The following is a 23,308-nucleotide window of genomic DNA, read 5'->3' as shown; positions in this document are numbered from 1 at the left end:
TTAACTCGTCGCCATCCGGAATGCCGCAGCCCGACGATGACCTTCCAGGCCCTCGCTCTGGCTCTGCCTTGTTGCGGGTGGCGCAACGGCCGCAACTCCACGCTCGTCCAGCCATTGATGCGTGCAGATCTTAACGTAGGAGCCGACCCAGAGGCCGCCCGTGTATCGGCCGGCGCCCATGGTAGGCAGCGTATGATTGGTCCCGCAGCACTTGTCGGAGTACACCACGCTTGCGAGCGGGCCGATGAAGAGGGAGCCGTAGTTGCGCAATTTCTGCGCGGTGTCGTGAGGCGCGGCCGTGTGAACCTGGAGATGCTCGGCCGCAATGAAATCGGAATAGGCGATCATCGCCTCCTCGTCCTCGCACACCACGATCTCGCCGTAGTCCCGCCAAGCGGGGCCGGCCACAGGAGCCGTTGGAAGACCTTCCAGCTGCCGTTCAACCTCCGCAAGCGTCGCCTCCGCCAGCCTCGCGCTGGTCGTGATGAGCCCCACCCGCGTCCGCACATCGTGCTCGGCCTGAGCCAGGAGATCGACGGCGATCATTTCCGCGTCTCCCGTGTCGTCGGCGACCACGAAAATCTCGCTCGGTCCTGCGAGTTGATCAATGCCGACCCGCCCGAAAACCTGCCGTTTGGCCTCGTTCACATAGGCGTTGCCCGGCCCGACGATCTTGTCGACGGCTGGAATTGTCTCGGTGCCGAACGCCATTGCGGCGACGGCCTGGGCGCCGCCCACACGGAAAATCCTGTCCGCGCCGGAGAGATGGCAGCCGGCAATCATGGCCGGATGAGCCTTAGGCGGCAGGCAGGCGATGACCTCCTCGCATCCTGCAACCTTCGCCGGCACGAGTGTCATGATCGGAGCCGACAGGAGGGGATACCGTCCACCAGGAACGTAAGCGCCGATGGTCCGGATGGGAATTACCCGATGACCGAGGTGAAGGCCCGGCAGGGCTTCCACCTCGAGCGGCAGGATCGTGCCCAGCTGGGCCTGCGCAAAGGCGCGCACACGTTCGATGGCGAATTCCGTGTCCTGGCGCGTTTGCGGGTCCAGGTTCCGCACCGCCTCCGATCGCTCCTGATCATTTACCTCGAAGATGGTGACGTCGGCTTGGTCGAACGTTTTGGAATACTCACGCAAGGCAGCATCCCCCCGGTCGCGAACGGCCGTGATGATGTTCCGGACAGTTGCCTCGATCACCCCGGTCTCCGTCGCCTCATCGCGCTTGGACTCTTTAAGGAATGTAATCTTGGCGCGTGCGCCTGCGGGAAGGTTCAACATTATTCTGTCTCCGTTTCAGGAACTCAAATTCAAGGATCATCAGGCTGCCCTCAAGGCGGTGTGGACCGGTTGTTCAGAATTCTCACCAGGGATAGGGTTGGGCCAGCGCAGACTGATGGGAGGGCTTTCAACGCCGCCATTACGACGCTCATCGACGGGTCAGGCACATAAGACAGGAACGCAATGCCGAAAATTGGAACACGCCTAAGAGAGTTGCGTCGCCGGCGGGGGCTGGGCGTCAGGGAGCTAGCGTTGCGGTCGGGCATCTCGCACTCGTCGATCTCCCTGATCGAACGCGACCGCATGAGTCCATCGGTCGATACCCTCAGCGCGATCCTCGATGCCCTGGGAACGACATTGACCGGGTTTTTCGCGGACATGAACGCCGGCGTTCCCTATTCGCCATTCTATCCGGCCCATGAGTGGGTAGAGATCGGAAAGACGCAGACGATCTCCTATCGGGTGCTGGGGATGAACCACCCCAACCGCCAGATTCTGATGCTGCACGAGACCTATGCGGTCGGGGCGGATACAGGGGCTCCGTTTTCCCATTCGGCTCAAGAGGCCGGCGTCGTCGTCCGCGGTTCGGTCGAGGTGACGGTCGGGGACGAAAGTCGGATCCTTAAGGAGGGCGACGGCTACTACTTCGACAGCAGGATCCCCCATCGCTTCCGGAACACATCGGGCGGGACGAGCACGATCCTCAGCGCAGTGACCCCGCCGACCTACTGAGAACCGAATATTCCTGTCACAAACCTGTGTTGGTGAATATCCTCACCAGGATCGACCTTGGCAGCCCTGGAAGAGCGGGAGTATGGTTGCCTTCCCCAGAGGAAAATAACCAACAGAGGGATAGACCAATGAATTCCGCGAAAATGTTAACAGTTGCCGGTTGTCTTTCGGCCCTGCTCGCAGGCTGGAGTACGCAGGCCGTTCAGGCCCGCGACCTCACGGTGGTGTCCTGGGGCGGCAACTATCAGGACGCCCAACGCAAGATCTACTTCGAGCCCTTCGCTAAGAAGAGCGGCAAGCCGGTTCTTGAGGAAAGCTGGGACGGGGGCATCGGCGTCATAGCCGCCAAGGTGAAGGCCGGGGTGCCCAATTGGGATGTGGTTCAGGTTGAGGCCGAGGAACTGGCGCTTGGCTGCGCGGACGGCTTCTACGAGAAACTCGACTGGAGCAAGGTTGGCGGAAAAGACAAGTTCCTGCCCGCCGCCGTGGACGATTGCGGCGTTGGCGCCATCGTATGGTCGACCGCGCTGAGCTATGACGCCAACCGCCTGAAGCAGGCGCCGACCTCGTGGGCCGATTTCTGGGACGTAAACAAGATCCCCGGCAAGCGCGGTCTCCGTCGCGGCCCGAAATACGCTCTTGAGTTCTCCCTCATGGCGGATGGTGTTCCACCGGCCGATGTCTACAAGGTGCTGGGAACGCCGGAGGGCGTCGATCGGGCATTCAAGAAGCTCGATCAACTGAAGCCGCACATCGTTTGGTGGGAGTCCGGCGCGCAGCCCCTGCAACTCCTCGCATCCGGCGAAGTGGTCATGACCGCCGCCTATAACGGGCGCATCTCGGGCATCAACAAGACGGAAGGCAAAAACTTCAAGGTCGTTTGGCCGGGCAGCCTGTACGCCATCGACAGCTGGGTAATCCTCAAGGACAGTCCGAACAAGGACCAGGCGATGGACTTCATCGCCTTCGCCAGCATGCCGGAGAACCAGGTGAAACTGCCGGAGTACATCGCCTACGGTCTGCCGAACAAGGAAGCCGCGACGGCCGTGCCGGCAGCGATGCAGAAGGAACTGCCCACGGCGCCGGAAAATCTCTCCGGGTCCGCTCCGCTCAATGCTGACTTCTGGGTGGACAACATTGAGGAGCTGAACAAGCGCTTCAATGCCTGGCTTGCCCAGTAACCGTGGGGTCGACCTCCTAACAGGCGGAAAGCGTGCGGGAACCTCCCCACGCTTTCTCCTCCGGGTTCGCTTCAACCACATCTGGCTCTCAGCCGGGCGGGGATGCGCCAGTCAACCATCTCGCAGGGCATGATCAGAGTCGGATAGAGCAGAGAGACATGCAGCCCTTTATTCAGTTCGAGGCCGTTTCCAAGAGCTTCGGCGCACACACCGTGATCGATTCGCTCGATCTCACCATCCAGCAAGGTGAGTTCCTCAGCCTCCTTGGACCCTCGGGATCCGGCAAGACAACGATCCTGATGATGCTGGCGGGCTTCGAGCGACCTACTCGCGGCACCATCACCCTTGAGGGGACGCGCATCGATCAGTTGCCGCCGCACCGGCGCGAGATGGGGGTGGTTTTCCAGAACTATGCCCTCTTCCCCCACATGACGGTTGCAGAGAACGTTGCCTTTCCGTTGGAAATGAAAAAGCTGCCCCGGGCCGAGATCGCCACCAAGGTCGAGCGAGCGCTGGATATGGTGCGGCTGGGTCAGCTGAAGAACCGTCGGCCCTCGCAGTTGTCGGGAGGGCAGCAGCAGCGCGTGGCCTTGACGAGGGCTCTTGTCTTCGAGCCCCGGGTGATCCTCATGGACGAGCCCCTTGGAGCCCTCGACAAGCAATTGCGGGAGCACATGCAGCTCGAAATACGGGAGCTTCACAAGCGGCTCGGCCTGACGATCGTGTTCGTGACTCACGATCAGTCCGAAGCCCTGACGATGTCCGATCGGATCGCCGTGTTCAACGGGGGCAGGATCGAGCAGATCGACAGTCCCTTTGTGATTTACGATACGCCCCGCACACGTTTCGTGGCGCAATTCATCGGCGAGACCAATCTGATTGAAGCAGATGTCGTCAATGTCCAGGGTGGCCGGGCGACGATCGCCCTGAGCGACGATCTCGTCGCTCAGGTGGACGCTGCTCCCGAACTCGCCAAGGGACAAAAGGCGTGGTTCTCCCTGCGTCCGGAGCGCATGCGGCTTGGAGCCGACCCGGCAGGGGACAACGCGCTTACCATGACCATTGCCGACTGCATCTATCACGGCGATCACATGCGGGTGCAACTGGCCCAGGGTCAGTTTACGTTTACCGCCCGGTGCGAACGCCTCGCCGGCGACTGGAAGGTTGGCGCTCCCGTCGTGGTGTCCTTCGATCCCCGCGACTGTACTGTGCTCGCGCCATGAGCAGGGCATCCGCACGTGAGACACTGGGCGCATTGCTGTTGATCGTGCCGCTCCTGGCATTCTTGGCAGTTTTTTTCCTGTGGCCCCTCTGGACGATGGTGACGGCTGCCGTGGTCGATGACACGGTCAGCCGTGTCCTGCCGAGGACAGCGGCTGCGATCGTGTCGTGGGATGGTCGAGACCTCCCGCCGCCGCAGGTCCACGAGGCTCTCGTTGCAGATCTCAGGCAGGCCAACGACCAGCAGGCATTAGGGGAGACGGTGCGGCGGCTCAACAGCGCTGTGTCTGGCTTTCGCACCCTGCTGTCTCGAACGACGAGTTCCGCTCGAGATGGGGCCGACCCCAAAACCATCGATCTGGCAGCTGTCGATCCGCGCTGGAAGGACCCGCGCTACTGGCTGGCGCTGAAGGATGCTGTCCCGCCTTATACCGACCGCAATCTCCTCGCGGCTGTCGACATGAAACGGGATGCAGACGGAGCGGTGGTGAGCGAGGCCCCCGGAGCGTCCGCCAATCGCCTGATCATGTTCCGCACGTTCCTGATCGCAGCCATCGTTACGGCTGCCTGTGCTGCCATAGGCCTGCCTTATGCGATGCTCGCTGCCGCCGTGACCGGCTGGAAGCGCTCGGCGCTCTTGCTGGCGGTCCTGGTGCCATTGTGGACATCGTTGCTGGTGCGGACCACCGCATGGTTCGTGCTCCTTCAGAACGAAGGACTGATCAACGGCGCGCTGCAGGCCATTGGGTTCATCGACAGCCCCTTGCCGTTGATCTTCAACCGGCTTGGTGTCGTGATCGCCATGACGCATGTTCTTTTGCCGTTCATGGTCCTGCCGATCTATAGCGTTCTCCTGTCCGTTCCGCGCAACCTCATGCAGGCCGCCGCATCCATGGGAGCAAGCCCTCTGCGGGCCTTCTGGCGCGTGTTGCTGCCGCTCAGCCTTCCCGGTCTCTTGTCCGGTTCGCTCCTCGTGTTCATGGTGGCCATAGGCTACTACATCACTCCGGCTCTCGTCGGCGGGGCAAACGACCAAATGATCAGTTCCGTCATTGCCTTCTATGCGACCGGAACAGCCAACTGGGGCTTGGCCGGAGCACTCGGCGTGATCCTGCTTCTGGTGACGACGATCCTCTATCTCATCTACGGGCGGCTTTCGAAGTCTCCCCAGTTGCTGGGAGCGTGAGGCATGTTTCGAGCGATCCAAACATTGTTCGGCGTCACGATCGTGGGTTTTCTTCTGCTGCCGATCGTTGCGATCCTGCCTCTGGCCTTCACGTCCAGCGTCTTCCTCACGTACCCGATCGAGGACTATTCGCTCCGCTGGTTTACCGAACTCGCGACGGCGGATGCATGGCGCCTGTCGATCATGAACAGCCTGATCATCGGCCTGGGTGCCACGCTGCTCTCCACGGTTTTGGGAACACTGGCGGCATTGGGCATGCGTTCGGAAGTTCTGCCCCTGGCGAGCCTGTTGAGGACGGTGTTTCTGCTCCCTATGGTTGTGCCGGCCGTAGTACTGGGCGTAGGCATGCAGATGCTCTTCGTGAACTTTGGACTCGCGAGCACCTATCCGGGCGTCATCGTCGCGCACGCGGTTCTGTGCGTTCCTTTCGTGATCGTCAGCGTGTCCGCATCCCTTCAGGGGATCGATCGCGCCGTAGAGAAAGCCGCCAGCAGCCTGGGCGCCTCTCCGGTGACGGTATTCCATCGGGTGACGTTTCCATTGGCGCTTCCCGGCATCATTTCCGGGGCCGTGTTCGCGTTTGCGACATCCTTGGACGAAGTGGTCATCACTCTTTTCGTGGCAGGTCCCAACCAAAGGACCCTGGCTCGGCAAATGTTCTCGAGCATTCGGGAAAACATCAGCCCGACTGTGGTCGCAGCCGCCTTGCTGCTCATCATCGGCACGCTCTGCCTTGCCGGTCTGGCTGCCGCGTTACGGTGGCGTCAGGAGCGGAATGCTCTTCGGGCCGCCCCATGAGCGGCATCAATTCACGTTTCCTTGGAACTCGATAATTCAGCGCACAGAAGGACAGCAAAAGCCATGCGTGGACACCCGAACTCGATTTATGCACGCGACGTGGAGTACGTGCTTCACCCCGTCACCAACGCCCGCAAGCACGAGGAGATCGGGCCGATCGTGATTGATCGGGGGGAGGGGATTTACGTCTACGATGACCTCGGAAATCGTTACATCGAGGCGCTGGCGGGCCTTTGGAGCGTGGCGGTCGGCTTTGGCGAGAAACGCCTTGTCGAGGCGGCCAGCCGCCAGATGAGCAAGCTGCCCTACTACCATACCTTCTCTCACAAGACGAACGAACCCTCGGTCGAGCTCGCGGAACGGCTTGTCAAAATGACGCCCGCCCGGCTCAGGCGCGCCTTCTTTACCAATTCAGGGTCAGAGGCGAATGACAGCGTCATCAAGATGGTGTGGTACTACAACAACGCGCGAGGGCTGCGGCAGAAGAAGAAGTTCATCTCCCGTACCAACGCGTATCATGGGATCACGATTGCATCCGGCAGCCTGACAGGACTTCCGGCGAACCAGCGGGATTTCGATCTCCCGTTCGTGCCCGTGCGACACGTGACTTGTCCACATTACTACCGGTTTGCGGAGCCAGGCGAAACCGAGGAGGCGTTCGCCGACCGTCTTGCCGCGGAGCTTGAAGCGACGATTCTGGAGGAGGGGCCCGACACGGTGGCGGCCTTTATCGGTGAGCCACTGATGGGCGCGGGCGGCGTCCTTCCACCGCCGGCCACCTACTGGGAGAAGATCCAAGCCGTCTGCCGCCGGCACGACGTCTTGATCGTCGCTGACGAAGTAATTAACGGCTTTGGCCGCCTTGGGACGATGTTCGCCTGCGACTATTACGGGATCGACTCGGACATCATGGTGCTCTCCAAGCAGATCACCTCATCCTATCAGCCGCTCGCGGCTGTGATGATCAGCCACGAGCTCTATGAAGGCATCGCCGACAATTCTGGGAAGATCGGCACGTTCGGTCATGGCTTCACGGCCTCCGGCCATCCTGTTCCCGCGGCGGTCGCGCTGGAAAATCTCGACATCATCGAAGAGAAGAATCTGGTCGAGAATGCGCGACGCGTGGGCGAAGTGATGCAGGACGAACTTCGCAAGCTAGCGGATCATCCCCTTGTCGGCGAAGTTCGCGGCGTAGGATTGATCGCAGGCGTGGAATTGGTCGCGGACAAGGCAACCAAGGCGAAGTTCAACCCTGTGGGCAAGGTCGGAGCCCAGGTATTCTCCCGCGCCCATGAGCACGGATTGATCATTCGGGCCATCGGCGACACGATCGCCTTCTGCCCGCCTCTGATCATTACGGAAGATCAGGTTCGCGACATGGTGGAGCGTTTCAGGGTCACTCTTGATGAGACGGCGGCGATGGTGCGGGAGACTGAGGTGGCGGCCTTGTAATCACAAGGCAAGCTGTTCGAACCAACTGCGGCCACCGCGTGAGGATTGCTCACGCCCCTAGTGGCCGCGCTTGGTTGAGGTGCCGATGCCTGTGGGATCTGCTCGCCGGCCCTTGATCCAGGGTCGGCGAGGTTCTCCGGGATTACGAGCTGAAAAGCTCCGGATGCTCGGCTTCGATCCGAGGCAATGCCCTTAAGATCTCCGTGAGGTGCTGGCGCATGGCGTCAGCGGCTGCATCCTCGTTGCAGGCGTCCACGGCGGCGATGATAGCGCGATGCTGTTCGATGAGGGGCAGCATCGCGTCCGGGCCGGGGAGAGTGAGCTGGCAGACACGGTCCATATGGGCCTTGAGGTCTTGGATCGCTTCCCAGGCCAGGGGGCAACCGGCGCCCTCAGCGAGGGCAATATGGAAAAGTTCGTCGTAGCGCTGAAAGGCTGCGTGGTCGTCGCGCCGGGCCGCATGGTCCTGCATTTCAAGCAGATCGTCGATCCTCAGCCGCGTCTGTCGGTCAAAGGATGAACAGGCCCTGCGCACGACGGCCGTCTCGATGGCCTCCCGGACGAAACGCGCCTCCATCATCTTCCTGACGGATATTTTGACGACCACCGTCCCCCGCTGAGGCTGGATCTCTACGAGGCGTGTCTTGGCCAAGCTGATCAGGGCTTCGCGAACTGGCTGCCGCGACACCCCATGGCGCTCGGCAATCTCCTGCTCGGACAGGCGGCTTCCAGGCGGAAGCTCCAAGGCCACGATCAATCGGCGCAACTCTGTCTCGACACGCTGAGCTGCGGAGCCGGCGTTAACGGAAAAAGGCGTGTTCACATCGGTTCTCATTCTTTTGGCGAGTTGCGGCTCATATCAGTGTATACTACCATACAATTGTCGACCAGTAAGCCGCAACAAGCGGCAGCTGATCCCGGTTCGGGTGCCTAAGGCATTCCTGTCCTGGCGCACCGTTCAGCCTGGAGGCTGAGCGCAAACCAACAACATTCGAGGAAGCCTAAGGAGAATATGATGCTGACGAGACGAACTCTAGCCGCTACCGCTGTTGGAATGTGGGCGGCCCTGATGAGTGGCGCTGCAGGCGCACAGACGACCCTGCGCTCCGCCGATATCCACCCGGACGGCTATCCGACCGTTGAGGCGGTGAAACATTTCGGGTCCCTGCTCGAGAAGAAAACAAACGGGCGCTACAAGGTCCAGGTCTTCCACTCGGCCCAGCTGGGCCAGGAGAAGGACACGATCGAGCAGACCCGCTTTGGCGTCATCGACCTGAACCGGATCAACATGGGTCCGTTCAACAATTTGATCCCCGAGACCCTGGTCCCGTCCCTGCCGTTCATCTTCCGGTCGGTTGAGCATATGCGCAAGACCATGGACGGACCGGTCGGCGACCAGATTCTGAAGGCCTTCGAACCTCACGGCCTCGTAGCGCTGGCGTTTTACGATTCGGGAGCGCGCTCCTTCTACAACTCCAAGCGTCCCATCAACACGCCGGCGGACCTAAAGGGCATGAAGGTGCGCGTGATCCAGTCCGATCTCTTCCTCGACATGGTGAATGCGCTAGGCGCCAACGCCACGCCAATGCCTCCCGGGGAAGTTTACTCGGCGCTGCAGACCGGCGTCGTGGACGGAGCAGAAAACAACTGGCCGAGCTACGATTCCTTCCGACACTTCGAGGTCGCGAAATTCTATTCGCTGACCGAACATTCCATGTCGCCGGAAGTGTTGGTGATGTCGAAGAGAACCTTCGACAAGCTTTCGCCCGAGGACCAGAAAGCCGTGCGTGAGACGGCCAAGGAATCGGTTGCGAAGATGCGTGAGCTCTGGGAAGCACGCGAGAAAGACGCCGAGAAAAAGATCAGATCCAGCGGCAGCCAGATCAATGCGGTCGAGAAACAGCCGTTCATCGACGCCATGAAGCCCGTCTACGAGAAGTACGTGAAAGACGCGAAGGTGAAGGACCTCGTCTCGCGCATTCAGGCAACCAACTGAACCTCGCGGGTTCGGAGCCTCCGTCGGACCGGCGTCGGCCGGTCCGTCCTTTCCTGATGGAGATCGTTATCAATGCGCGCTGATCTTGCCGCGCTGTCCCGTATCCTTGGCGCCGTGAACCGGGCGGCGCTCTGGATATCAGGGATTGGCCTCATTCTGATGACAGCCTTTATCGCGTGGCAGATTTTTGGCCGCTACGTCCTCAACCAGTCGCCGAGTTGGACGGAGCCGGCCTCCCTGCTGCTCATGAGCTGGTTCATTCTTCTGGGTTCTGCGGTGGGAGTGCGGGAAGGCAATCATCTCGGTTTCGAGATTGCCCTTCATCACGCGCCGCAACGGATTCGCCGAATCATGCTCGCTGTCACGGAGGTATTGGTGATTGCCTTCGGCGCAGCGATGGCCTGGTACGGTACGGAGCTTGCCATTGGAACTTGGTCGGCCGCCATGCCAGGATTGGCGATTCCGCAGGGCATGGATTACGTGCCGCTCTCCGTCGGCGGCGCTCTGATCGCACTCTTTTCCTTAGAAAAGCTCGTCCGCCTTCTGCTGGCCGGGGAGGAGGCTCCTCTGGTTCGCGTGGATGAACCCCATCTTGTTGTCGTGAAGGATTGATACGATGGAGGTCTGGGTTCTCTTCGGCGTATTCACGCTTCTGCTTCTCATTGGCACGCCTGTCGCATTCTGTCTTGGCATCGCGTCTACCGCGACTGTCCTTTACATGGGACTGCCGCCAGTCGTGGTGTTCCAGCAGGTTAATTCCGGCATGAACGCATTCGCCATGATGGCGATCCCGTTCTTCATCTATGCGGGTGACCTGATGATGCGGGGTGGCATCGCCGACCGTCTCATTCGCCTTGCTGCCGGTTTCGTCGGTCACCTTCGCGGGGGACTGGGTCAGGTGAACGTCGTGGCTTCCACGCTCTTCGGCGGGATCTCTGGCTCTGCCATCGCGGATGCCTCCGCGATCGGCGGCATCATGATCCCGCAGATGGAGAAGCGCGGCTACGCCAAGGATTACAGCGTCAACGTCACCGTGAACGCAGCGATCATCGCGCTTCTGATTCCGCCCTCCCATAACATGATCATCTATTCGATCGCGGCGGGTGGCACGATCTCGGTGGCGGATCTGTTTACGGCTGGCATCGTGCCCGGCTTTCTGCTAGCCGCAGCTCTGATGATCACCGCCTACGTGGTTGCCGTGCGCAGAGGCTATCCGGCAGATCCGTTTCCAGGTTTCCGGTTGCTTGGATATTTCTTCGTCTCGGCCGTGCCGGGTATCCTGCTCATCTTCATCATCTTCGGCGGTGTTCGCTCTGGCGTGTTCACCGCAACGGAGAGCTCGTGCATCGCAGTTGTGTATGCGGTTCTCGTCACGCTCTTCGTTTATCGCGAGCTCGACTGGCAGGGCTTCGTAGAGGCGACCCTCGGCGCTGTGCGCACCACCGCAATGGTGCTCCTCGTCATCGGCACGGCCAGCGCCTTCGGCTGGCTCATGGCGTTTCTCCAGGTGCCCCAAGCGACCATCGCCCTGATGAAGACGGTGTCGGACAACCCGATCGTCGTCCTGCTCCTCATCAACGTCATCCTGCTGGTGCTCGGCACCTTCATGGACATGGCGCCGATGATCATCATCTGCACGCCAATCTTCCTCCCGGTGATCAAGGCCTTCGGCATCGACCCGGTGCATTTCGGGGTGATCCTGATCCTCAACGCAGGCATCGGCCTTAATACGCCGCCAGTGGGGTCAGTGCTGTTTGTCGGTTGCGCCGTGGGTAAGATTACGATCGGCGAGGCGATGAAGACCATCTGGCCCTTCCTCGGAGTGAGCGTCCTCGTGCTGCTCCTCGTCACCTACATCCCAGGTTTGTCACTTTGGCTCCCGGCCCTGTTCCGCTGAGCACTTTTTCCATCCTCCAGTCGTCAAAGAGGTACTGATGTCCATCGAAGTCCGGCAGGTGTGCCATCCCGAAGCTGTCCGCCATTTCAGTTCAGCCGAGCTGCGTGGCCACTTTCTGATCGAGAGCCTATTCGTTCCCGGAGAAATTAAGCTCACCTACAGCCATATCGATCGGCTGGTAGTAGGAGGGGCAGCTCCGACCTCAGGGCCGCTTGTGCTGGAATCGCACAAGCAGATTGGCTCCCCGAACTTTCTCGATCGCCGCGAGCTAGGGGTGGTGAATCTGGGCGGTTCGGGCCGTGTCTACGCGGACGGTCAGGTACATGACCTGGAGCCGCGGGATGCCCTCTATATCGCCATGGGCACACGGGAGGTTCGCTTCGAATCCGTCGACGCGAGCGCTCCAGCGAAGTTCTACCTTGTCAGCACTCCCGCCCATGCCCGGTTTGAGACCGTGAAGATCGGCCTCGATCGCGCTCGCCGCGTCGATCTCGGCGATGTCGCGAATGGCAACGTCCGCACGATCTTCCAGATGATCCATCCGGAGGTTTGCCGTTCGGCCCAGCTGGTGCTCGGCATGACGCAGCTGAAGCCCGGTAGCATGTGGAACACCATGCCGGCTCATGTCCATGACCGCCGATCAGAAGTCTACGTCTACTTCGACCTGCAACCGGACGCTCGGGTGTTCCATTTCATGGGTGAACCCGAGGAGACCAAGCACCTCGTCGTTTCCAACGAGCAGGCGATTCTCTCGCCTGGCTGGTCGATCCATTCAGGCGTCGGCACGAGCAACTACGCGTTCGTCTGGGCTATGGGCGGTGACAATCAGGATTTCACCGACATGGAGATGGTGCCCATGGAAACCCTGCGTTGAGGCGCCCATAATGTCGATTTCTTTTGATCTCACCGGCAAGACGGCCGTGGTGACCGGGGCCAATACGGGCCTCGGTCAGGGTATTGCCGTGGCGCTTGCCCGAGCTGGCGCCTCAATCATAGCAGTGGGGCGCTCGGCCATGGATGAGACCGAGCGCCTGTGCCAGGGCATGGGCGCAAGCGTCCATAGCGTGCAGGCCGACCTGTCGAGCCTCGAACCCATCGAGCACATCATGGCCGAGAGCGCTAAGGTGGGCGAGCGCGTCGATATCCTGGTTAACAACGCGGGCATCATCCGACGGGCCGATTCCATTGAGTTCACGGAGAAGGAATGGGATGACGTGATGAACGTCAATCTCAAATCCACGTTCTTCCTGTCGCAGGCGGTGGCCAAGCGCATGCTCGAAGACGGGGCGGGCGGCAAGATCATCAACATCGCCTCCCTCCTGTCCTTCCAGGGCGGCATCCGCATTCCATCCTACACGGCGAGCAAGAGCGGGTTGGCGGGCCTGACGCGCCTGCTCGCCTGCGAGTGGGCCGCGAAAGGCATCAACGTGAATGCCATTGCGCCTGGCTATTTCGTCACCAACAATACCGAAGCTCTCCGCGACGATCCAAAGCGAAGCAGCGAAATTCTGGGCCGCATCCCGGCGGGTCGCTGGGGCGACCCGACCGATATAGGCGGCGCTGCTGTGTTTCTGGCTTCCTCGGCAGCGGATTACATCCACGGAGTCGTTCTGCCGGTGGATGGCGGATGGCTCGCGCGTTAAAGGTCGGAGGAGGAAATATGGATCGTAAAGGGCAGTGCTTCGCGTTCGACAGCGATATCCATTGGGAGCCCGCCGACACCGGCATCCGGCGCAAGATATTGACCTACGATGCGGGCGTGATGATGGTACGGGTGGCCTTCAAGGCTGGAGCCGTTGGTGCTCCTCACTCTCATCCTCACATCCAGTGCAGCCTGGTCGAAGAGGGCGTGTTCGATATCACCATTGATGGCCGGACCGAGCGTCTGCGGCGCGGCGACAGCTTCCTGGTCCCTTCGAACGCTATTCACGGGGCTGTTGCCGTTGAAGCTGGAGTTCTCTTGGACGTTTTCACGCCGATGAGGGAGGACTTCGTCGCGTCTACGCCATGATACCAGGCATCGACCGTGGGCCTGAAGCAGCCAGCGTCTCCAATGCCCATGTTCGGCACATGAGGGGCAGGTTGGACCGCCATGGTGTACCGGAGAGTGCAGGATAGCATCAGAAAGCGGCCGATAGGCTCCAATCCAGGTCCCCCATCCTGAGGACCTGACATTCTGGGTCTGCTCATGGATGGGAGCTAGCGTGTGTGGTCAGAACAGGTATAGAACGGTCCCGTTCCGCTCGACCGTCGAATGCCTTATCACCGGACGATCCACACGACATGACCTCTACCGCTGAGGCACCGCCTCCAATTGCCAAGCCTTCCTTTATTGCACTGCTGATCGCCGTCGCGGCCGTAAGCCCGCTTGGCATCAACATGTATCTGCCCTCAACGCCCGGTATGGCGCGGGCGCTTGGGGTGGATTTCACCACCATTCAGCTGACCCTGTCGCTTTATCTGGCTGCGATGGCGGTTGGCCAATTGATCATCGGGCCGCTCTCCGATCGCTTCGGCCGGCGGCCCGTGCTCCTGATCGGGCTCGCAATCTTCGTGATGGGCTCGCTGATCTGCCTCATGGCGCAGGGGATTGTCCTCCTGATCTTCGGTCGTATCGTCCAGGCCGTTGGCGGCTGCGCGGGAATTACCTTGAGCAGGGCCATCGTTCGCGACCTTTACGGGCGTAATCAAGTGGCGAGCATGATCGGCTACGTCACGATGGGAATGGCGATTGCCCCGATGCTTGCCCCGACCATCGGGGGCATCCTCGAAACGTTCTATGGATGGCGTGCCTCTTTCGTCTTCCTGATGGCGTTCGGCAGCCTCGCGTTGCTCTTCGCGTTCCTGCAACTGCACGAGACGAACAACAATCGTGGCGCGGCAGGCTCGGCCAGAATGCTGTTGCGTAGCTACTTCGGCCTTTTCGGCTCTCGTCTGTTCTGGGGCTATACACTGGCGACCAGCTTCGTCTCTGCCGTGTTCTTCGCTTTCCTGGCAGGTGCGCCCTACGTAATGATCGAGCTGATGGGGCGCAGCCCAGCGGAGTACGGCTTTTACTTTGCCATTGTGCCGTGCGGCTACATTCTGGGAAACTTTGCATCCGGTCGGTTTGCGGGTCGGGTCGGCGTCAACCTCATGATCCTCACTGGGACCATCATGACGCTTGTCAGCGTTGCGGTGATGGCCGGGATATTCGCCGCAGGCTTCATTCATCCCGTGGCTCTCTTCGGGCCAATGTTCTTCATCGGGCTCGGGAACGGCTTGGTCCTGCCGAGCGGTATTGCGGGTGCCGTCAGTGTGAAGCCGGACGCCGCAGGAGCAGCGGCAGGCCTGTCGGGGAGCCTCCAGATTGGCTTCGGGGCGATGGTCGCCCCCCTCGTCGGCTCTGCCTTAGACATGACGGTGTGGCCGTTGATAGCCATCATGGCCGCTTGCGCGCTGTTCGCGATAGCCTCGTTCGCCTTGGTCGCCAAGCGTCGCAAAGCCCCGGCCGCTGGTTGAAATATTGAGGCTGCATCGAGGATAGCCCAGTACACACGACGGCGCTTCAAGAGACTTCGAAGGCTGTTGGCGCGATTGAGGAGGAAATCGTATTGCATAAACTGACCAAGGCATGCCTGAGGTGGGCGTCCGGCTTTGCGTTCGGCTCATTCCCCTATGGTCGGTTTCTGGCTGCCTTGCTCGTCGGCTCTCTCGGCGGTTGGATCTTTATGAGTTTGCGCCTGCCTCTGCCGTGGATGCTCGGCTCGATGACAGCATGTACCCTGGCGGCTCTCGCCCGTGCGCCGATTGTAGCGCCCAGTTCCGTGCGGCCGCCCATGACGATGGTGATCGGCGTTATGTTGGGCGCAGGGTTTACGCCTCAGGTCCTCGAAAATGCCATCAACTGGGTTCCGACCGTGTTGGGGCTGGCGGGGTTCGTCCTCATCAGCGGAGCGGCCTGCGTCATCTATTTTCGACGTGTGGCGGGCTTCGATGTCCCAACGGCTTACTTCGCCGGCATGCCCGGCGGCTTGGTCGAGATGGTGATGGTAGGTGAGGACAAAGGTGGTGATTCACGGACCATTGCCCTGGTTCACTCGGCCCGAATTCTGCTCGTCGTGCTCACGCTTCCATTTCTCGTGCAGTTGTTAGGCGGCGGGTCCCTTGGTGCTCGGCCTCAGTTCGGAGCCTCGATTTTCGAGACGCCATGGACCGATGAGGCCTGGCTAGTGTCGACAGCAATCATCGGCGGGCTGGTGGGATATGTCTTGCGGCTGCCGGCGCGGCTGCTTCTCGGCCCAATGTTGGTCAGCGCACTCGTTCATGTGATTGGGTGGACGCGGTTCGTGCCACCCATTGAGATCGTCAATCTTGCCCAGCTTGTTCTTGGAACGACCATTGGCTGTCGGTTCGCCGGCACGGCTCCGCGAGAGATCCTGCGCATTCTCGTGCTGTCGCTGGGCTCGACCGCGATCCTGCTTGGAATCACGCTTGCTTTCGCGACCGGAATAAGCCGCATCTCGTCCTATGGCCAAGTGCCGCTGCTCCTGGCTTATTCTCCCGGCGGCCTTGCTGAAATGAGCCTCGTTGCGCTGTCTCTTGGCATAGAGGTCGCGTTCGTGTCCGCCCATCACATCATCCGGGTGTTTCTCGTGATGATAGGAGCCGCGCCTTTGTTCGCTCTGGTAAACCGGAGATGAGCGGGCTCCACAAGTCCGACGACGATTCTAGGCGGCTGATCAGGGGCGCGGGGAGGGCTGCGAGAGGGTCTTCAGCGCGCCACGGAGATCATCGGGCTCAAGCCCGAGCAGCCCAGCCTCAAGGGTCGCATGGGTATCGCGCCAGATCGGCACGGCAGAAGCAAGGACGTTTTGGCCCTTCTCCGTAAGACGCAGAAGGCGGTTGCGCCGGTCGGTGGAATCAACGGCAATTGCCACGAGCCCATCCCGTTCGAGCGGCTTCAAGGCAGCCGTGAGTGTCGTTCGATCCATAGCGAGCAACTGCGCAACGGGCCCGATCGCGGGCGGCTCGGGGCGGTTGAGGGCGTTCAGCAGCGAGAACTGCCCACTGGTTAGACCCACCGGCCGCAGCGCCTCATCAAAGCGCCGCGCGAGCGCACGCGCAGCTCGCTGGACATGCAGGCACAGGCAGGTATCGCGTACTTGTATGGTGGTCGAAAACGAATCCTGCTTTGACATAGTCCAATTATGTTGATATCAACACTAATGTCAAGACTCGCACTCAATCAGGGCAGGGCCGCTTGGGCCAGTCACTGTCCAGCGAGCCAAGGGAGACGCTCAATGAAATACGTAGAAGGTTTCGTGGCAGCCGTGCCTGCTGCCAACAAGGAGATCTACCGCCAGCATGCCGCCGAGGCTGCTCCTTTGTTCAAGGAGTTCGGGGCGAGCCGTGTGGTCGAATGCTGGGGCGACGATGTTCCGGACGGAAAGCTCACGGATTTCCGGGGCGCCGTAAAGGCGAAGGACGACGAAATCGTGGTGTTCAGCTGGATCGAATATCCGTCCAAAGAAGCTCGGGACGCCGCAAATGAGAAGATCATGACAGATCCGCGCATGAAGACGATGGGCGAACAGATGCCCTTCGACGGCAAGCGGATGATCTTCGGCGGCTTCGCGCCGCTCCTCGACGTCTGAGGGGTGCGGCATGGCCAACAACCACGGCGATTTCATCTGGTACGAGCTCTGGACGACGGAGGCCGATGCTGCCAGCGACTTCTACAGCGACGTCATCGGGTGGCGGGCCCGTTCGGCGGAGGGGTCCGATCGCGACTACAGGATCTTCAGCATCGGCGGCGTAGATGTGGCTGGTCTCCTGCCGATCCCTCCGGGTGCAAAGGGCACGGGCATGCGCCCGGGTTGGCTGGGCTATGTCGGTGTGGACGATGTGGATTCCGCCGCAACTGCGATCGCCGAGGCGGGCGGTGAACAGCATTTGCCGCCAACCGACATCCCGAACGTCGGACGTCTTGCCATGGTGTCGGATCCGCAAGGCGTTTTGTTTTACGTGATGCGCGGCGCGATGGAGGGAACAAGCACCTCCTTCACACCGATGAAGGCAGGGCACTGTCAGTGGAATGAGCTTCAAACCACCGACCAAACGGCAGCGCTTGCCTTCTACACCCGCCTCTTCGGATGGGAAAAGGGTGACGCCATGCCGATGGGCGAAATGGGCGATTATCAGTTCATCAATCACCACGGCGAGATGATCGGCGCGATGATGAATCGGGTTGCAGACGGGCCGCCGCCCGCCTGGAATTTCTACTTTGGCGTAGAGGATATCGACGTTGCCGCACGGGCCGTTACGCAGAAAGGCGGCGTGATCCACTATGGCCCCGCCGAGGTGCCCGGCGGCAGCTTCATCATCGTTGGCAGTGATCCGCAGAGTGCCCTGTTCGGTCTCGTCGGCCCCCGCAAGCGATAGAGATGACCCTATGGTCAAAGGGATTCGGCCGTTCCTCTCAGCAGCCAATCGATCAGCAGTCGCCTAAAGGAGCACATCATGGATGCCGTCCTCTTCGCGCGCCTTATTGGGTGTAGTTTCCCGGCAGCCGAGCAGCTATGATCGTGGCAGGGGGCGAACTCTTTTTGAAGGAGACGTACTCCCATGTCCGGGCATGCCGTTCATATCAAGATCGAGGGAAGAACCTATTCGGGGACTTTCACCGTTGATCGAAAGATGCTGACCGTCACCACGAATTACGGCAGGAAATCCGCAGAGATTAACCCAAGGGTCGCCCATGAGGCCCTCGCTCATCAACTCCTGCAGGAACTCGTCCAGCAGGAGAAGTCGCGCAAGGGGTCTAATCTCTGAGGATTGATGACACATGTGCCGAATCTCCCTGTGCTGTGTTTTGCTCTTCGTCGGATGGGCTGCCACACCTGTCCCGGCGCTTGCTGACGAGGCTGCGGCATGGATTGCCCTGCGCCAAGGCGGGCAAATTGCCCTTATGCGACATGCCGAGGCGCCCGGAGGCGCCGGTGACCCGTCCGGCTTCTGGATCTAGGCTCCGTCGAGATCGCTCCGACATTCGCCAACGCGTTTGTTTTGGCCGACCAGCGGGGCGCACTAACGGCAGGCGCAAGGGCCTTGATCGCGGGCTGGAAAGGACCTGAAACACTGCTTGTCGTGACGCATGGTGCGAATATTCAGGCCCTGACCGGCTCCAACCTCGATTCAGGAGAGATCGTTGTTGTGAAAACGGCTCCGGACGGAGCACTCCAAGAACAGGGACGGATCCCAATTCCCGGTCGTTGATCGACCGAACAGGTTTAGCATTTGGCTCGGGCCCAATCCATGAAACAAGATAGCAATTTTTTGGAACGGTTTGGCAGCCTTGGCCATTGATCCTCGTGTTGGAAGGGATGGTCCCTATGAGCGATCTAGCAACAGGCAGCGGCGCGACCGGCAAGGCGGAACTCGAGCCCAGTCTTCACCGTGTGATGGGACCAGGGCTTCTGTTGCTCTTCATCGTCGGCGACATTCTGGGCACAGGCATTTACGCTTTAACCGGTCAGGTTGCAAAGCAGGTTGGCGGTGTCGTTTGGCTGCCTTTCGTCGTGGCCTTCGTGGTCGCGCTCATTACCGCCTTCAGCTACCTCGAGCTGGTCACCAAGTACCCCAAGGCGGCGGGAGCTGCTTTATACACTCACAAAGCCTTCGGCATCCATTTCGTCACCTTCCTGGTGGCTTTCGCGGTGATGTGTTCGGGGATCACCTCGGCATCGACGGCCTCCCGAGCCTTCGCGGCGAATTTTTCGACCGGATTCGGCCTCGGGCTTGAGGGAACCAGCATCACACTTCTCGGCCTGGCCTTTATGGTCTTGGTTGCCATCGTCAATTTCCGCGGCGTTGGCGAGAGCGTGAAAGCGAATGTGGTGCTGACCTGCATCGAACTCACCGGCCTCCTCATCATCATTGTGATCGGCCTTTGGGCAATCGGTGCAGGGCAGGGTGACGTTTCCCGTGTTCTAACCTTCGAGCCAGCGGGAGATCGAGGCATGTTCTGGTCCGTCATCGCGGCCACGACGCTCGCCTTCTTCGCCATGGTGGGTTTTGAGGATTCCGTCAACATGGCCGAGGAGTGCAAGAACCCCTCCAAGATCTTCCCGAAGGTGCTCCTCACCGGCCTCCTTGTCACGGGACTCATTTACGTTCTTGTCTCGATCTCGGCGATCACGTTAGTGCCAGCAGCAGAACTCGGTGAAGGCGAAACGCCTCTTCTCAAAGTGGTTTCTGCCGGCGCGCCCGGCTTCCCGCTTGGCATCTTCGGCATCATCACAATGTTCGCCGTGGCCAATTCGGCATTGATCAACATGCTAATGGCAAGCCGGCTCGTCTATGGCATGAGCCGCGAGGGCGTGCTTCCGCCGATCCTTGGAAGGGTTCATCGAAGCAGGCGAACCCCCTATATTGCGATCGCCTTCACGTCGCTTTTGGCATTCGGCCTTATCAGCTTCGTCGGGGCCGTTCCGGCGCTTGGCGGCACTACCGCGCTTCTCCTGCTTGGCGTCTTTACCATTGTGAATGTTGCAGTTCTGGTCCTCCGGAAGAACAAGGTCGATCACGAGCATTTCAAGAGTCCGACGGTCTTGCCCGTTCTCGGGGCTATCTGCTGCGCGTTCCTAGTCGGGCCATGGACCGGCCGCGCTGCGGAACAGTATCTGATCGCCGGCATCCTGCTTGGGATCGGGGTCGTGCTATGGGCTGTCACGGTGGTGGTGATGCGTTCGCAGGGACTGAATCCGTCTGGAGATAATCTGCCGCCAATTGGCCACTCTGGTCCAGTCAACTGATCGCTCAGTGCTGCTCCTCAATGCATCCCATCAGCCTGCAGAGCCTCCAAACGGATCTCTTCCGTAAGCTGCGCCTTGAGACTTGAGAACTCCGGGCTCGTTTTCATAGTGTAATGCCGCGGATGCGGAAGATCCACCGGAATGTCGGCCTTGATGCGGCCAGGGCGCGCCGTCATGACAATCACCCGAGAGGCCAGGAAGATCGCTTCCTCGATGTCATGCGTGACGAAGAGGACGGTCTTCTGCTCACGCTCCCAGATGCCGAGGAGCAATTCCTGCATCAGCGCGCGGGTCTGGTTGTCCAGCGCTCCGAAGGGCTCGTCGAGGAGCAGGATCGCGGGATCGTTCGCCAGCGCCCGGGCTATGGCCGTTCGCTGCTGCATGCCGCCCGAGAGCTGCTTGGGATAGTGGTTCTCGAAGCCACGAAGCCCGACCTTCTCGATATAGGAGGCCACGATGTCCCGGCGCTGTGCCTTCGGCACACCCTTTTCCCTCAACCCGTAGGCAATGTTCTCCGCAATGGTGAGCCACGGAAACAGCGTATAGGACTGGAAGACCATGCCCCGATCGGCTCCAGGGCCTTTGATCTCGCGACCCTCAAGAAGGACGCGTCCGCTGCTGGGATAGTCTAGCCCGGCCACGATGCGAAGGAGCGTGGATTTTCCGCAGCCCGATGGGCCCAGGACCGTGATGAAGTCGTTCTGAGCCACTGTGAGGCTCGTCGGCTCAAGCGCCCGCACGGGAGCAGCGCCGCGGACGCCCGGAAACACCCGCGAGACATTCTCGATATCAAGGACCGTGTTTGTCATGCGAGCCGCCAGGAAAACAGTGCCCGATTGAGGGCCTTGAACAGAAAGTCTGAGATCAACCCGATGACGCCGATCACGATGATGCCAAAGATCATCTGGCCCGTGGCCATGAGCGCCTGGCTGTCGATGATCATATGCCCGATGCCGGATGAGGAGCCGATCAGTTCCGCGACGATTACGTAGGTCCAGGCCCAGCCTAGAACGAGCCTCAGGATCTCGGCGATCTCAGGCGCATTGGCCGGGAGCAGGACGCGCTTGACGACACCCTGGTCGGTGGAACCGAGGGTATAGGCCGCCTCGACGAGATCCCGGCGCGTGTTGCCCACGGCGACCGCCACCATCAGGATGATTTGAAAGAACGAGCCGATGAAAATGACGAGAAGCTTCTGCATCTCGCCGATGCCCGCCCACAAGATGAGAAGCGGCACGAAGGCGGACGCCGGCAGATAGCGCGCAAAGGAGATGAAGGGCTCGAGAAAGGCCTCGAACGGCTTGTAGGCTCCCATGAGAACGCCAATTGGAACTGCGATGACGGCCGCCAGAATGAAGCCGCCGACGACGCGCCATATGGTGATGCCGATATCGGCCATGAAGCCGAACCTGGTGAGCAACAGCCATCCATCCTGCATCATGGTGATCGGATCGGCCAGGAAGGTCCGCGAGACGAAGCCGCCCAGGGTCGCGGCCGCCCAGGCTACCAGGAAGATGACGAAGAACGAGATGCCGAGCGCGACGCGCGCGCCTTGGCTGACGGGTTCAAGGGGACGGGGCATGAAGGATCTGTTCTGTCATCGAAGGCCGATCTGCGTCCACCCGGATGACATTGAAAATGAGCGTTTGGGCGATGGTCCGCGAAAGTGCGGACCATCGCCGACGACTTGCGACGATTATTGAATGAAGCTCGTATCCGCCAAGGCGTTGATGTCGGGCTTCTGCTTGATGACGCCGATTTCCAGGAGCAGGTCGGCGGCCTCGCTGGAGAAGGTCTTGAACTCGCCCTCGAAGAACTTCTTGTTCGCCTCCCGGTCCTGCCAGCGCAGGAACTGGGCGGATTTGCCGAACGCCTCGCCCGTCTGCTTCACGTCTGCGCCCATGATCTCGTAAGCCTTGGTCTGATCTTTGTTGATCATGTCGAGGGCCTGGAAATAGCTGTCCGCAAGGGCTTTGGCAGCCTTCGGGTTGTCGGTCAGAAATTTCGGTGTGCAGCCGAACGTGTCCATCACCATCGGGTAGTCGAGGGTGGTGGCGATGATCTTGCCTGATTGAGGCGCGGCGCGTACGGACGACAGGTATGGCTCATAAGTCATGGCCACATCGTTCTGGCCGGCGATGAAGGCCTGTGCGGCCGGGCCGGGCTCCATGTTGACGACGGTCACGTCCTTGACGGACAGGCCGTTCTTTTTCAGCATCCAGGCCAAGGCGAAATAGGGCGAGGTGCCGGGGGCTGAGGCTGCCACCGTCTTGCCCTTGATATCCTTGATCGCCGCTACGTCGTTGCGCACCACCATGCCGTCCGCCCCATAGCTCTTGTCGAGCTGGAAGATCTGCTTCGTGGGCACGCCATTCGCGTTCCACACGACCCAGGTTTCCACCGTGGTGGCGGCGCATTGAATGTCGCCGGACTGTATGGCCAGGTGACGGCTGGCCTGCGGGACCTTCTTGATCGTGACGCCGAGACCGTTCTTCTGGAAGATCCCGGCCTCCTTCGCGAGCGTCAGGGGCGCAAAGCCTGTCCAGCCCGAAATTCCGATCGTGACTTTGGTGTCCTGTGCGGCGGCCGTGCCTGCCGACAGGGCCAACAGCGCAATACCACCCAACAACGCCTTCATTGTAGCCTCCATGTTTTTCCGGTCGCCTTGCCGGTGATCCGACGATGTCCCTCTGGAAGGATTGTCGTCTGTTGCTTTGTCCACCTTTGCAGGCCAGTGCGCGAATGCCATCATGCCCACGCCTCGAA

The 23,308-nt window shown here is 60.6% G+C and carries 25 protein-coding genes; 19 read left to right on the top strand and 6 right to left on the bottom strand.

Translation table 11 applies throughout. From position 1 onward, the window contains the following. Entirely contained in the window at positions 1 to 1,284 is a 1,284-nt protein-coding gene (gene hisD, locus DRB19_RS02155; RefSeq protein WP_114184381.1) for a histidinol dehydrogenase, read from the bottom strand. 183 nt (positions 1,285 to 1,467) lie between these two features. On the opposite strand from hisD, the gene DRB19_RS02150 reads away from it, so the two are divergent. From DRB19_RS02150 to DRB19_RS02125, 6 genes are all read left to right on the top strand, one after another. Then, positions 1,468 to 2,016: a cupin domain-containing protein gene (locus DRB19_RS02150; protein ID WP_114184380.1), complete on the top strand. Its 549-nt coding sequence runs from the start codon at positions 1,468 to 1,470 to the stop codon at positions 2,014 to 2,016. A gap of 143 nt (positions 2,017 to 2,159) precedes the next feature. Beyond that, a complete protein-coding gene (locus DRB19_RS02145) occupies positions 2,160 to 3,197 on the top strand; it encodes an ABC transporter substrate-binding protein (protein ID WP_114184433.1) in 1,038 nt (345 codons plus the stop codon). 158 nt (positions 3,198 to 3,355) lie between these two features. Continuing rightward, positions 3,356 to 4,420, top strand: a complete 1,065-nt coding sequence (locus DRB19_RS02140) for an ABC transporter ATP-binding protein (RefSeq protein ID WP_114184379.1) — start codon at positions 3,356 to 3,358, stop codon at positions 4,418 to 4,420. Then, a complete protein-coding gene (locus DRB19_RS02135; RefSeq protein ID WP_114184378.1) occupies positions 4,417 to 5,604 on the top strand; it encodes an ABC transporter permease in 1,188 nt (395 codons plus the stop codon). Before DRB19_RS02140 ends, DRB19_RS02135 begins: the two co-directional genes overlap by 4 nt. 3 nt (positions 5,605 to 5,607) lie before the next feature. Beyond that, positions 5,608 to 6,402, top strand: coding sequence for an ABC transporter permease (locus DRB19_RS02130; protein ID WP_114184377.1), 795 nt, complete (start codon positions 5,608 to 5,610; stop codon positions 6,400 to 6,402). Between the two features lie 63 nt (positions 6,403 to 6,465). Beyond that, positions 6,466 to 7,854 carry an aspartate aminotransferase family protein gene (locus DRB19_RS02125; protein WP_114184376.1) on the top strand — a complete coding sequence of 463 codons (1,389 nt, stop codon included), beginning with the start codon at positions 6,466 to 6,468 and terminating at the stop codon, positions 7,852 to 7,854. A 142-nt stretch (positions 7,855 to 7,996) separates the two neighbouring features. Here DRB19_RS02125 and DRB19_RS02120 read toward each other — a convergent pair whose 3' ends face one another. Beyond that, positions 7,997 to 8,689 carry a GntR family transcriptional regulator gene (locus tag DRB19_RS02120; RefSeq protein ID WP_114184375.1) on the bottom strand — a complete coding sequence of 231 codons (693 nt, stop codon included), beginning with the start codon at positions 8,687 to 8,689 and terminating at the stop codon, positions 7,997 to 7,999. A gap of 180 nt (positions 8,690 to 8,869) precedes the next feature. Here DRB19_RS02120 and DRB19_RS02115 point away from each other — a divergent pair, with 180 nt between their 5' ends. The 8 genes from DRB19_RS02115 (at position 8,870) to DRB19_RS02080 (ending at position 16,429) form a co-directional block, all read left to right on the top strand. Then, on the top strand, positions 8,870 to 9,850 hold the full coding sequence (locus DRB19_RS02115) for a TRAP transporter substrate-binding protein (protein WP_114184374.1): 981 nt from the start codon (positions 8,870 to 8,872) through the stop codon (positions 9,848 to 9,850). 72 nt (positions 9,851 to 9,922) lie between these two features. Next, a complete protein-coding gene (locus DRB19_RS02110; RefSeq protein WP_114184373.1) occupies positions 9,923 to 10,462 on the top strand; it encodes a TRAP transporter small permease in 540 nt (179 codons plus the stop codon). A 4-nt stretch (positions 10,463 to 10,466) separates the two neighbouring features. Then, the gene (locus tag DRB19_RS02105; RefSeq protein WP_114184372.1) at positions 10,467 to 11,747 is read left to right on the top strand and encodes a TRAP transporter large permease; all 1,281 of its coding nucleotides are present in this window, start codon (positions 10,467 to 10,469) and stop codon (positions 11,745 to 11,747) included. A gap of 37 nt (positions 11,748 to 11,784) precedes the next feature. Beyond that, positions 11,785 to 12,621 (top strand): 5-dehydro-4-deoxy-D-glucuronate isomerase, encoded by an 837-nt coding sequence (gene kduI, locus DRB19_RS02100; protein WP_114184371.1) that lies wholly within the window; start codon positions 11,785 to 11,787, stop codon positions 12,619 to 12,621. Positions 12,622 to 12,631: 10 nt separating this feature from the next. Continuing rightward, entirely contained in the window at positions 12,632 to 13,390 is a 759-nt protein-coding gene (kduD, locus tag DRB19_RS02095) for a 2-dehydro-3-deoxy-D-gluconate 5-dehydrogenase KduD (protein ID WP_114184370.1), read from the top strand. A gap of 17 nt (positions 13,391 to 13,407) precedes the next feature. Continuing rightward, positions 13,408 to 13,758, top strand: coding sequence for a cupin domain-containing protein (locus DRB19_RS02090; protein ID WP_114184369.1), 351 nt, complete (start codon positions 13,408 to 13,410; stop codon positions 13,756 to 13,758). Positions 13,759 to 14,030: 272 nt separating this feature from the next. Continuing rightward, positions 14,031 to 15,248 (top strand): multidrug effflux MFS transporter, encoded by a 1,218-nt coding sequence (locus DRB19_RS02085; protein WP_114184368.1) that lies wholly within the window; start codon positions 14,031 to 14,033, stop codon positions 15,246 to 15,248. A gap of 92 nt (positions 15,249 to 15,340) precedes the next feature. Then, positions 15,341 to 16,429: an AbrB family transcriptional regulator gene (locus DRB19_RS02080; protein ID WP_245439231.1), complete on the top strand. Its 1,089-nt coding sequence runs from the start codon at positions 15,341 to 15,343 to the stop codon at positions 16,427 to 16,429. Positions 16,430 to 16,468: 39 nt separating this feature from the next. On the opposite strand, the gene DRB19_RS02075 is transcribed toward DRB19_RS02080, so the two are convergent. Beyond that, positions 16,469 to 16,927, bottom strand: coding sequence for a MarR family winged helix-turn-helix transcriptional regulator (locus DRB19_RS02075; RefSeq protein ID WP_114184367.1), 459 nt, complete (start codon positions 16,925 to 16,927; stop codon positions 16,469 to 16,471). A 102-nt stretch (positions 16,928 to 17,029) separates the two neighbouring features. Between DRB19_RS02075 and DRB19_RS02070 the strand changes: the two genes are divergently transcribed. From DRB19_RS02070 to DRB19_RS02050, 5 genes are all read left to right on the top strand, one after another. Further along, a complete protein-coding gene (locus DRB19_RS02070) occupies positions 17,030 to 17,383 on the top strand; it encodes a DUF1428 domain-containing protein (protein ID WP_114184366.1) in 354 nt (117 codons plus the stop codon). Positions 17,384 to 17,393: 10 nt separating this feature from the next. Further along, the gene (locus tag DRB19_RS02065; RefSeq protein ID WP_114184365.1) at positions 17,394 to 18,170 is read left to right on the top strand and encodes a VOC family protein; all 777 of its coding nucleotides are present in this window, start codon (positions 17,394 to 17,396) and stop codon (positions 18,168 to 18,170) included. A gap of 183 nt (positions 18,171 to 18,353) precedes the next feature. Continuing rightward, positions 18,354 to 18,560, top strand: coding sequence for a hypothetical protein (locus tag DRB19_RS02060; protein WP_114184364.1), 207 nt, complete (start codon positions 18,354 to 18,356; stop codon positions 18,558 to 18,560). 13 nt (positions 18,561 to 18,573) lie between these two features. Beyond that, positions 18,574 to 18,753: a hypothetical protein gene (locus tag DRB19_RS30690; protein WP_210207432.1), complete on the top strand. Its 180-nt coding sequence runs from the start codon at positions 18,574 to 18,576 to the stop codon at positions 18,751 to 18,753. A 367-nt stretch (positions 18,754 to 19,120) separates the two neighbouring features. Further along, the gene (locus DRB19_RS02050; RefSeq protein WP_114184363.1) at positions 19,121 to 20,542 is read left to right on the top strand and encodes an APC family permease; all 1,422 of its coding nucleotides are present in this window, start codon (positions 19,121 to 19,123) and stop codon (positions 20,540 to 20,542) included. A 17-nt stretch (positions 20,543 to 20,559) separates the two neighbouring features. Here the strand turns inward: DRB19_RS02050 and DRB19_RS02045 are convergent, their stop codons facing one another. The 3 genes from DRB19_RS02045 to DRB19_RS02035 form a co-directional block, all read right to left on the bottom strand. After that, positions 20,560 to 21,351 carry an ABC transporter ATP-binding protein gene (locus DRB19_RS02045; RefSeq protein ID WP_114184362.1) on the bottom strand — a complete coding sequence of 264 codons (792 nt, stop codon included), beginning with the start codon at positions 21,349 to 21,351 and terminating at the stop codon, positions 20,560 to 20,562. Then, a complete protein-coding gene (locus DRB19_RS02040; protein WP_114184361.1) occupies positions 21,348 to 22,124 on the bottom strand; it encodes an ABC transporter permease in 777 nt (258 codons plus the stop codon). The genes DRB19_RS02045 and DRB19_RS02040 overlap by 4 nt, the downstream gene beginning before the upstream one ends. 114 nt (positions 22,125 to 22,238) lie before the next feature. Continuing rightward, positions 22,239 to 23,180 (bottom strand): ABC transporter substrate-binding protein, encoded by a 942-nt coding sequence (locus DRB19_RS02035; RefSeq protein ID WP_114184360.1) that lies wholly within the window; start codon positions 23,178 to 23,180, stop codon positions 22,239 to 22,241. Positions 23,181 to 23,308: the final 128 nt, after the last annotated feature.

The sequence above is a fragment of the Microvirga aerophila genome, from assembly GCF_003332305.1.
Lineage (GTDB): Bacteria > Pseudomonadota > Alphaproteobacteria > Rhizobiales > Beijerinckiaceae > Microvirga > Microvirga aerophila.
This window is presented reverse-complemented; position numbering and strand designations above follow the sequence as displayed.

Coding starts and splice junctions, on each gene's coding strand:
- DRB19_RS02130 (WP_114184377.1), top strand. CDS start 5,608: ATGTTTCGAGCGATCCAAACATTGTTCGGCGTCACGATCGTGGGTTTT.
- DRB19_RS02120 (WP_114184375.1), bottom strand. CDS start 8,689: ATGAGAACCGATGTGAACACGCCTTTTTCCGTTAACGCCGGCTCCGCA.
- DRB19_RS02090 (WP_114184369.1), top strand. CDS start 13,408: ATGGATCGTAAAGGGCAGTGCTTCGCGTTCGACAGCGATATCCATTGG.
- DRB19_RS30690 (WP_210207432.1), top strand. CDS start 18,574: ATGTGCCGAATCTCCCTGTGCTGTGTTTTGCTCTTCGTCGGATGGGCT.
- DRB19_RS02065 (WP_114184365.1), top strand. CDS start 17,394: ATGGCCAACAACCACGGCGATTTCATCTGGTACGAGCTCTGGACGACG.
- DRB19_RS02085 (WP_114184368.1), top strand. CDS start 14,031: ATGACCTCTACCGCTGAGGCACCGCCTCCAATTGCCAAGCCTTCCTTT.
- DRB19_RS02035 (WP_114184360.1), bottom strand. CDS start 23,180: ATGAAGGCGTTGTTGGGTGGTATTGCGCTGTTGGCCCTGTCGGCAGGC.
- kduD (WP_114184370.1), top strand. CDS start 12,632: ATGTCGATTTCTTTTGATCTCACCGGCAAGACGGCCGTGGTGACCGGG.
- DRB19_RS02070 (WP_114184366.1), top strand. CDS start 17,030: ATGAAATACGTAGAAGGTTTCGTGGCAGCCGTGCCTGCTGCCAACAAG.
- DRB19_RS02115 (WP_114184374.1), top strand. CDS start 8,870: ATGCTGACGAGACGAACTCTAGCCGCTACCGCTGTTGGAATGTGGGCG.
- DRB19_RS02050 (WP_114184363.1), top strand. CDS start 19,121: ATGAGCGATCTAGCAACAGGCAGCGGCGCGACCGGCAAGGCGGAACTC.
- DRB19_RS02105 (WP_114184372.1), top strand. CDS start 10,467: ATGGAGGTCTGGGTTCTCTTCGGCGTATTCACGCTTCTGCTTCTCATT.
- hisD (WP_114184381.1), bottom strand. CDS start 1,284: ATGTTGAACCTTCCCGCAGGCGCACGCGCCAAGATTACATTCCTTAAA.
- DRB19_RS02140 (WP_114184379.1), top strand. CDS start 3,356: ATGCAGCCCTTTATTCAGTTCGAGGCCGTTTCCAAGAGCTTCGGCGCA.
- DRB19_RS02040 (WP_114184361.1), bottom strand. CDS start 22,124: ATGCCCCGTCCCCTTGAACCCGTCAGCCAAGGCGCGCGCGTCGCGCTC.
- DRB19_RS02150 (WP_114184380.1), top strand. CDS start 1,468: ATGCCGAAAATTGGAACACGCCTAAGAGAGTTGCGTCGCCGGCGGGGG.
- DRB19_RS02060 (WP_114184364.1), top strand. CDS start 18,354: ATGTCCGGGCATGCCGTTCATATCAAGATCGAGGGAAGAACCTATTCG.
- DRB19_RS02075 (WP_114184367.1), bottom strand. CDS start 16,927: ATGTCAAAGCAGGATTCGTTTTCGACCACCATACAAGTACGCGATACC.
- DRB19_RS02125 (WP_114184376.1), top strand. CDS start 6,466: ATGCGTGGACACCCGAACTCGATTTATGCACGCGACGTGGAGTACGTG.
- DRB19_RS02135 (WP_114184378.1), top strand. CDS start 4,417: ATGAGCAGGGCATCCGCACGTGAGACACTGGGCGCATTGCTGTTGATC.
- DRB19_RS02045 (WP_114184362.1), bottom strand. CDS start 21,351: ATGACAAACACGGTCCTTGATATCGAGAATGTCTCGCGGGTGTTTCCG.
- kduI (WP_114184371.1), top strand. CDS start 11,785: ATGTCCATCGAAGTCCGGCAGGTGTGCCATCCCGAAGCTGTCCGCCAT.
- DRB19_RS02145 (WP_114184433.1), top strand. CDS start 2,160: ATGTTAACAGTTGCCGGTTGTCTTTCGGCCCTGCTCGCAGGCTGGAGT.
- DRB19_RS02110 (WP_114184373.1), top strand. CDS start 9,923: ATGCGCGCTGATCTTGCCGCGCTGTCCCGTATCCTTGGCGCCGTGAAC.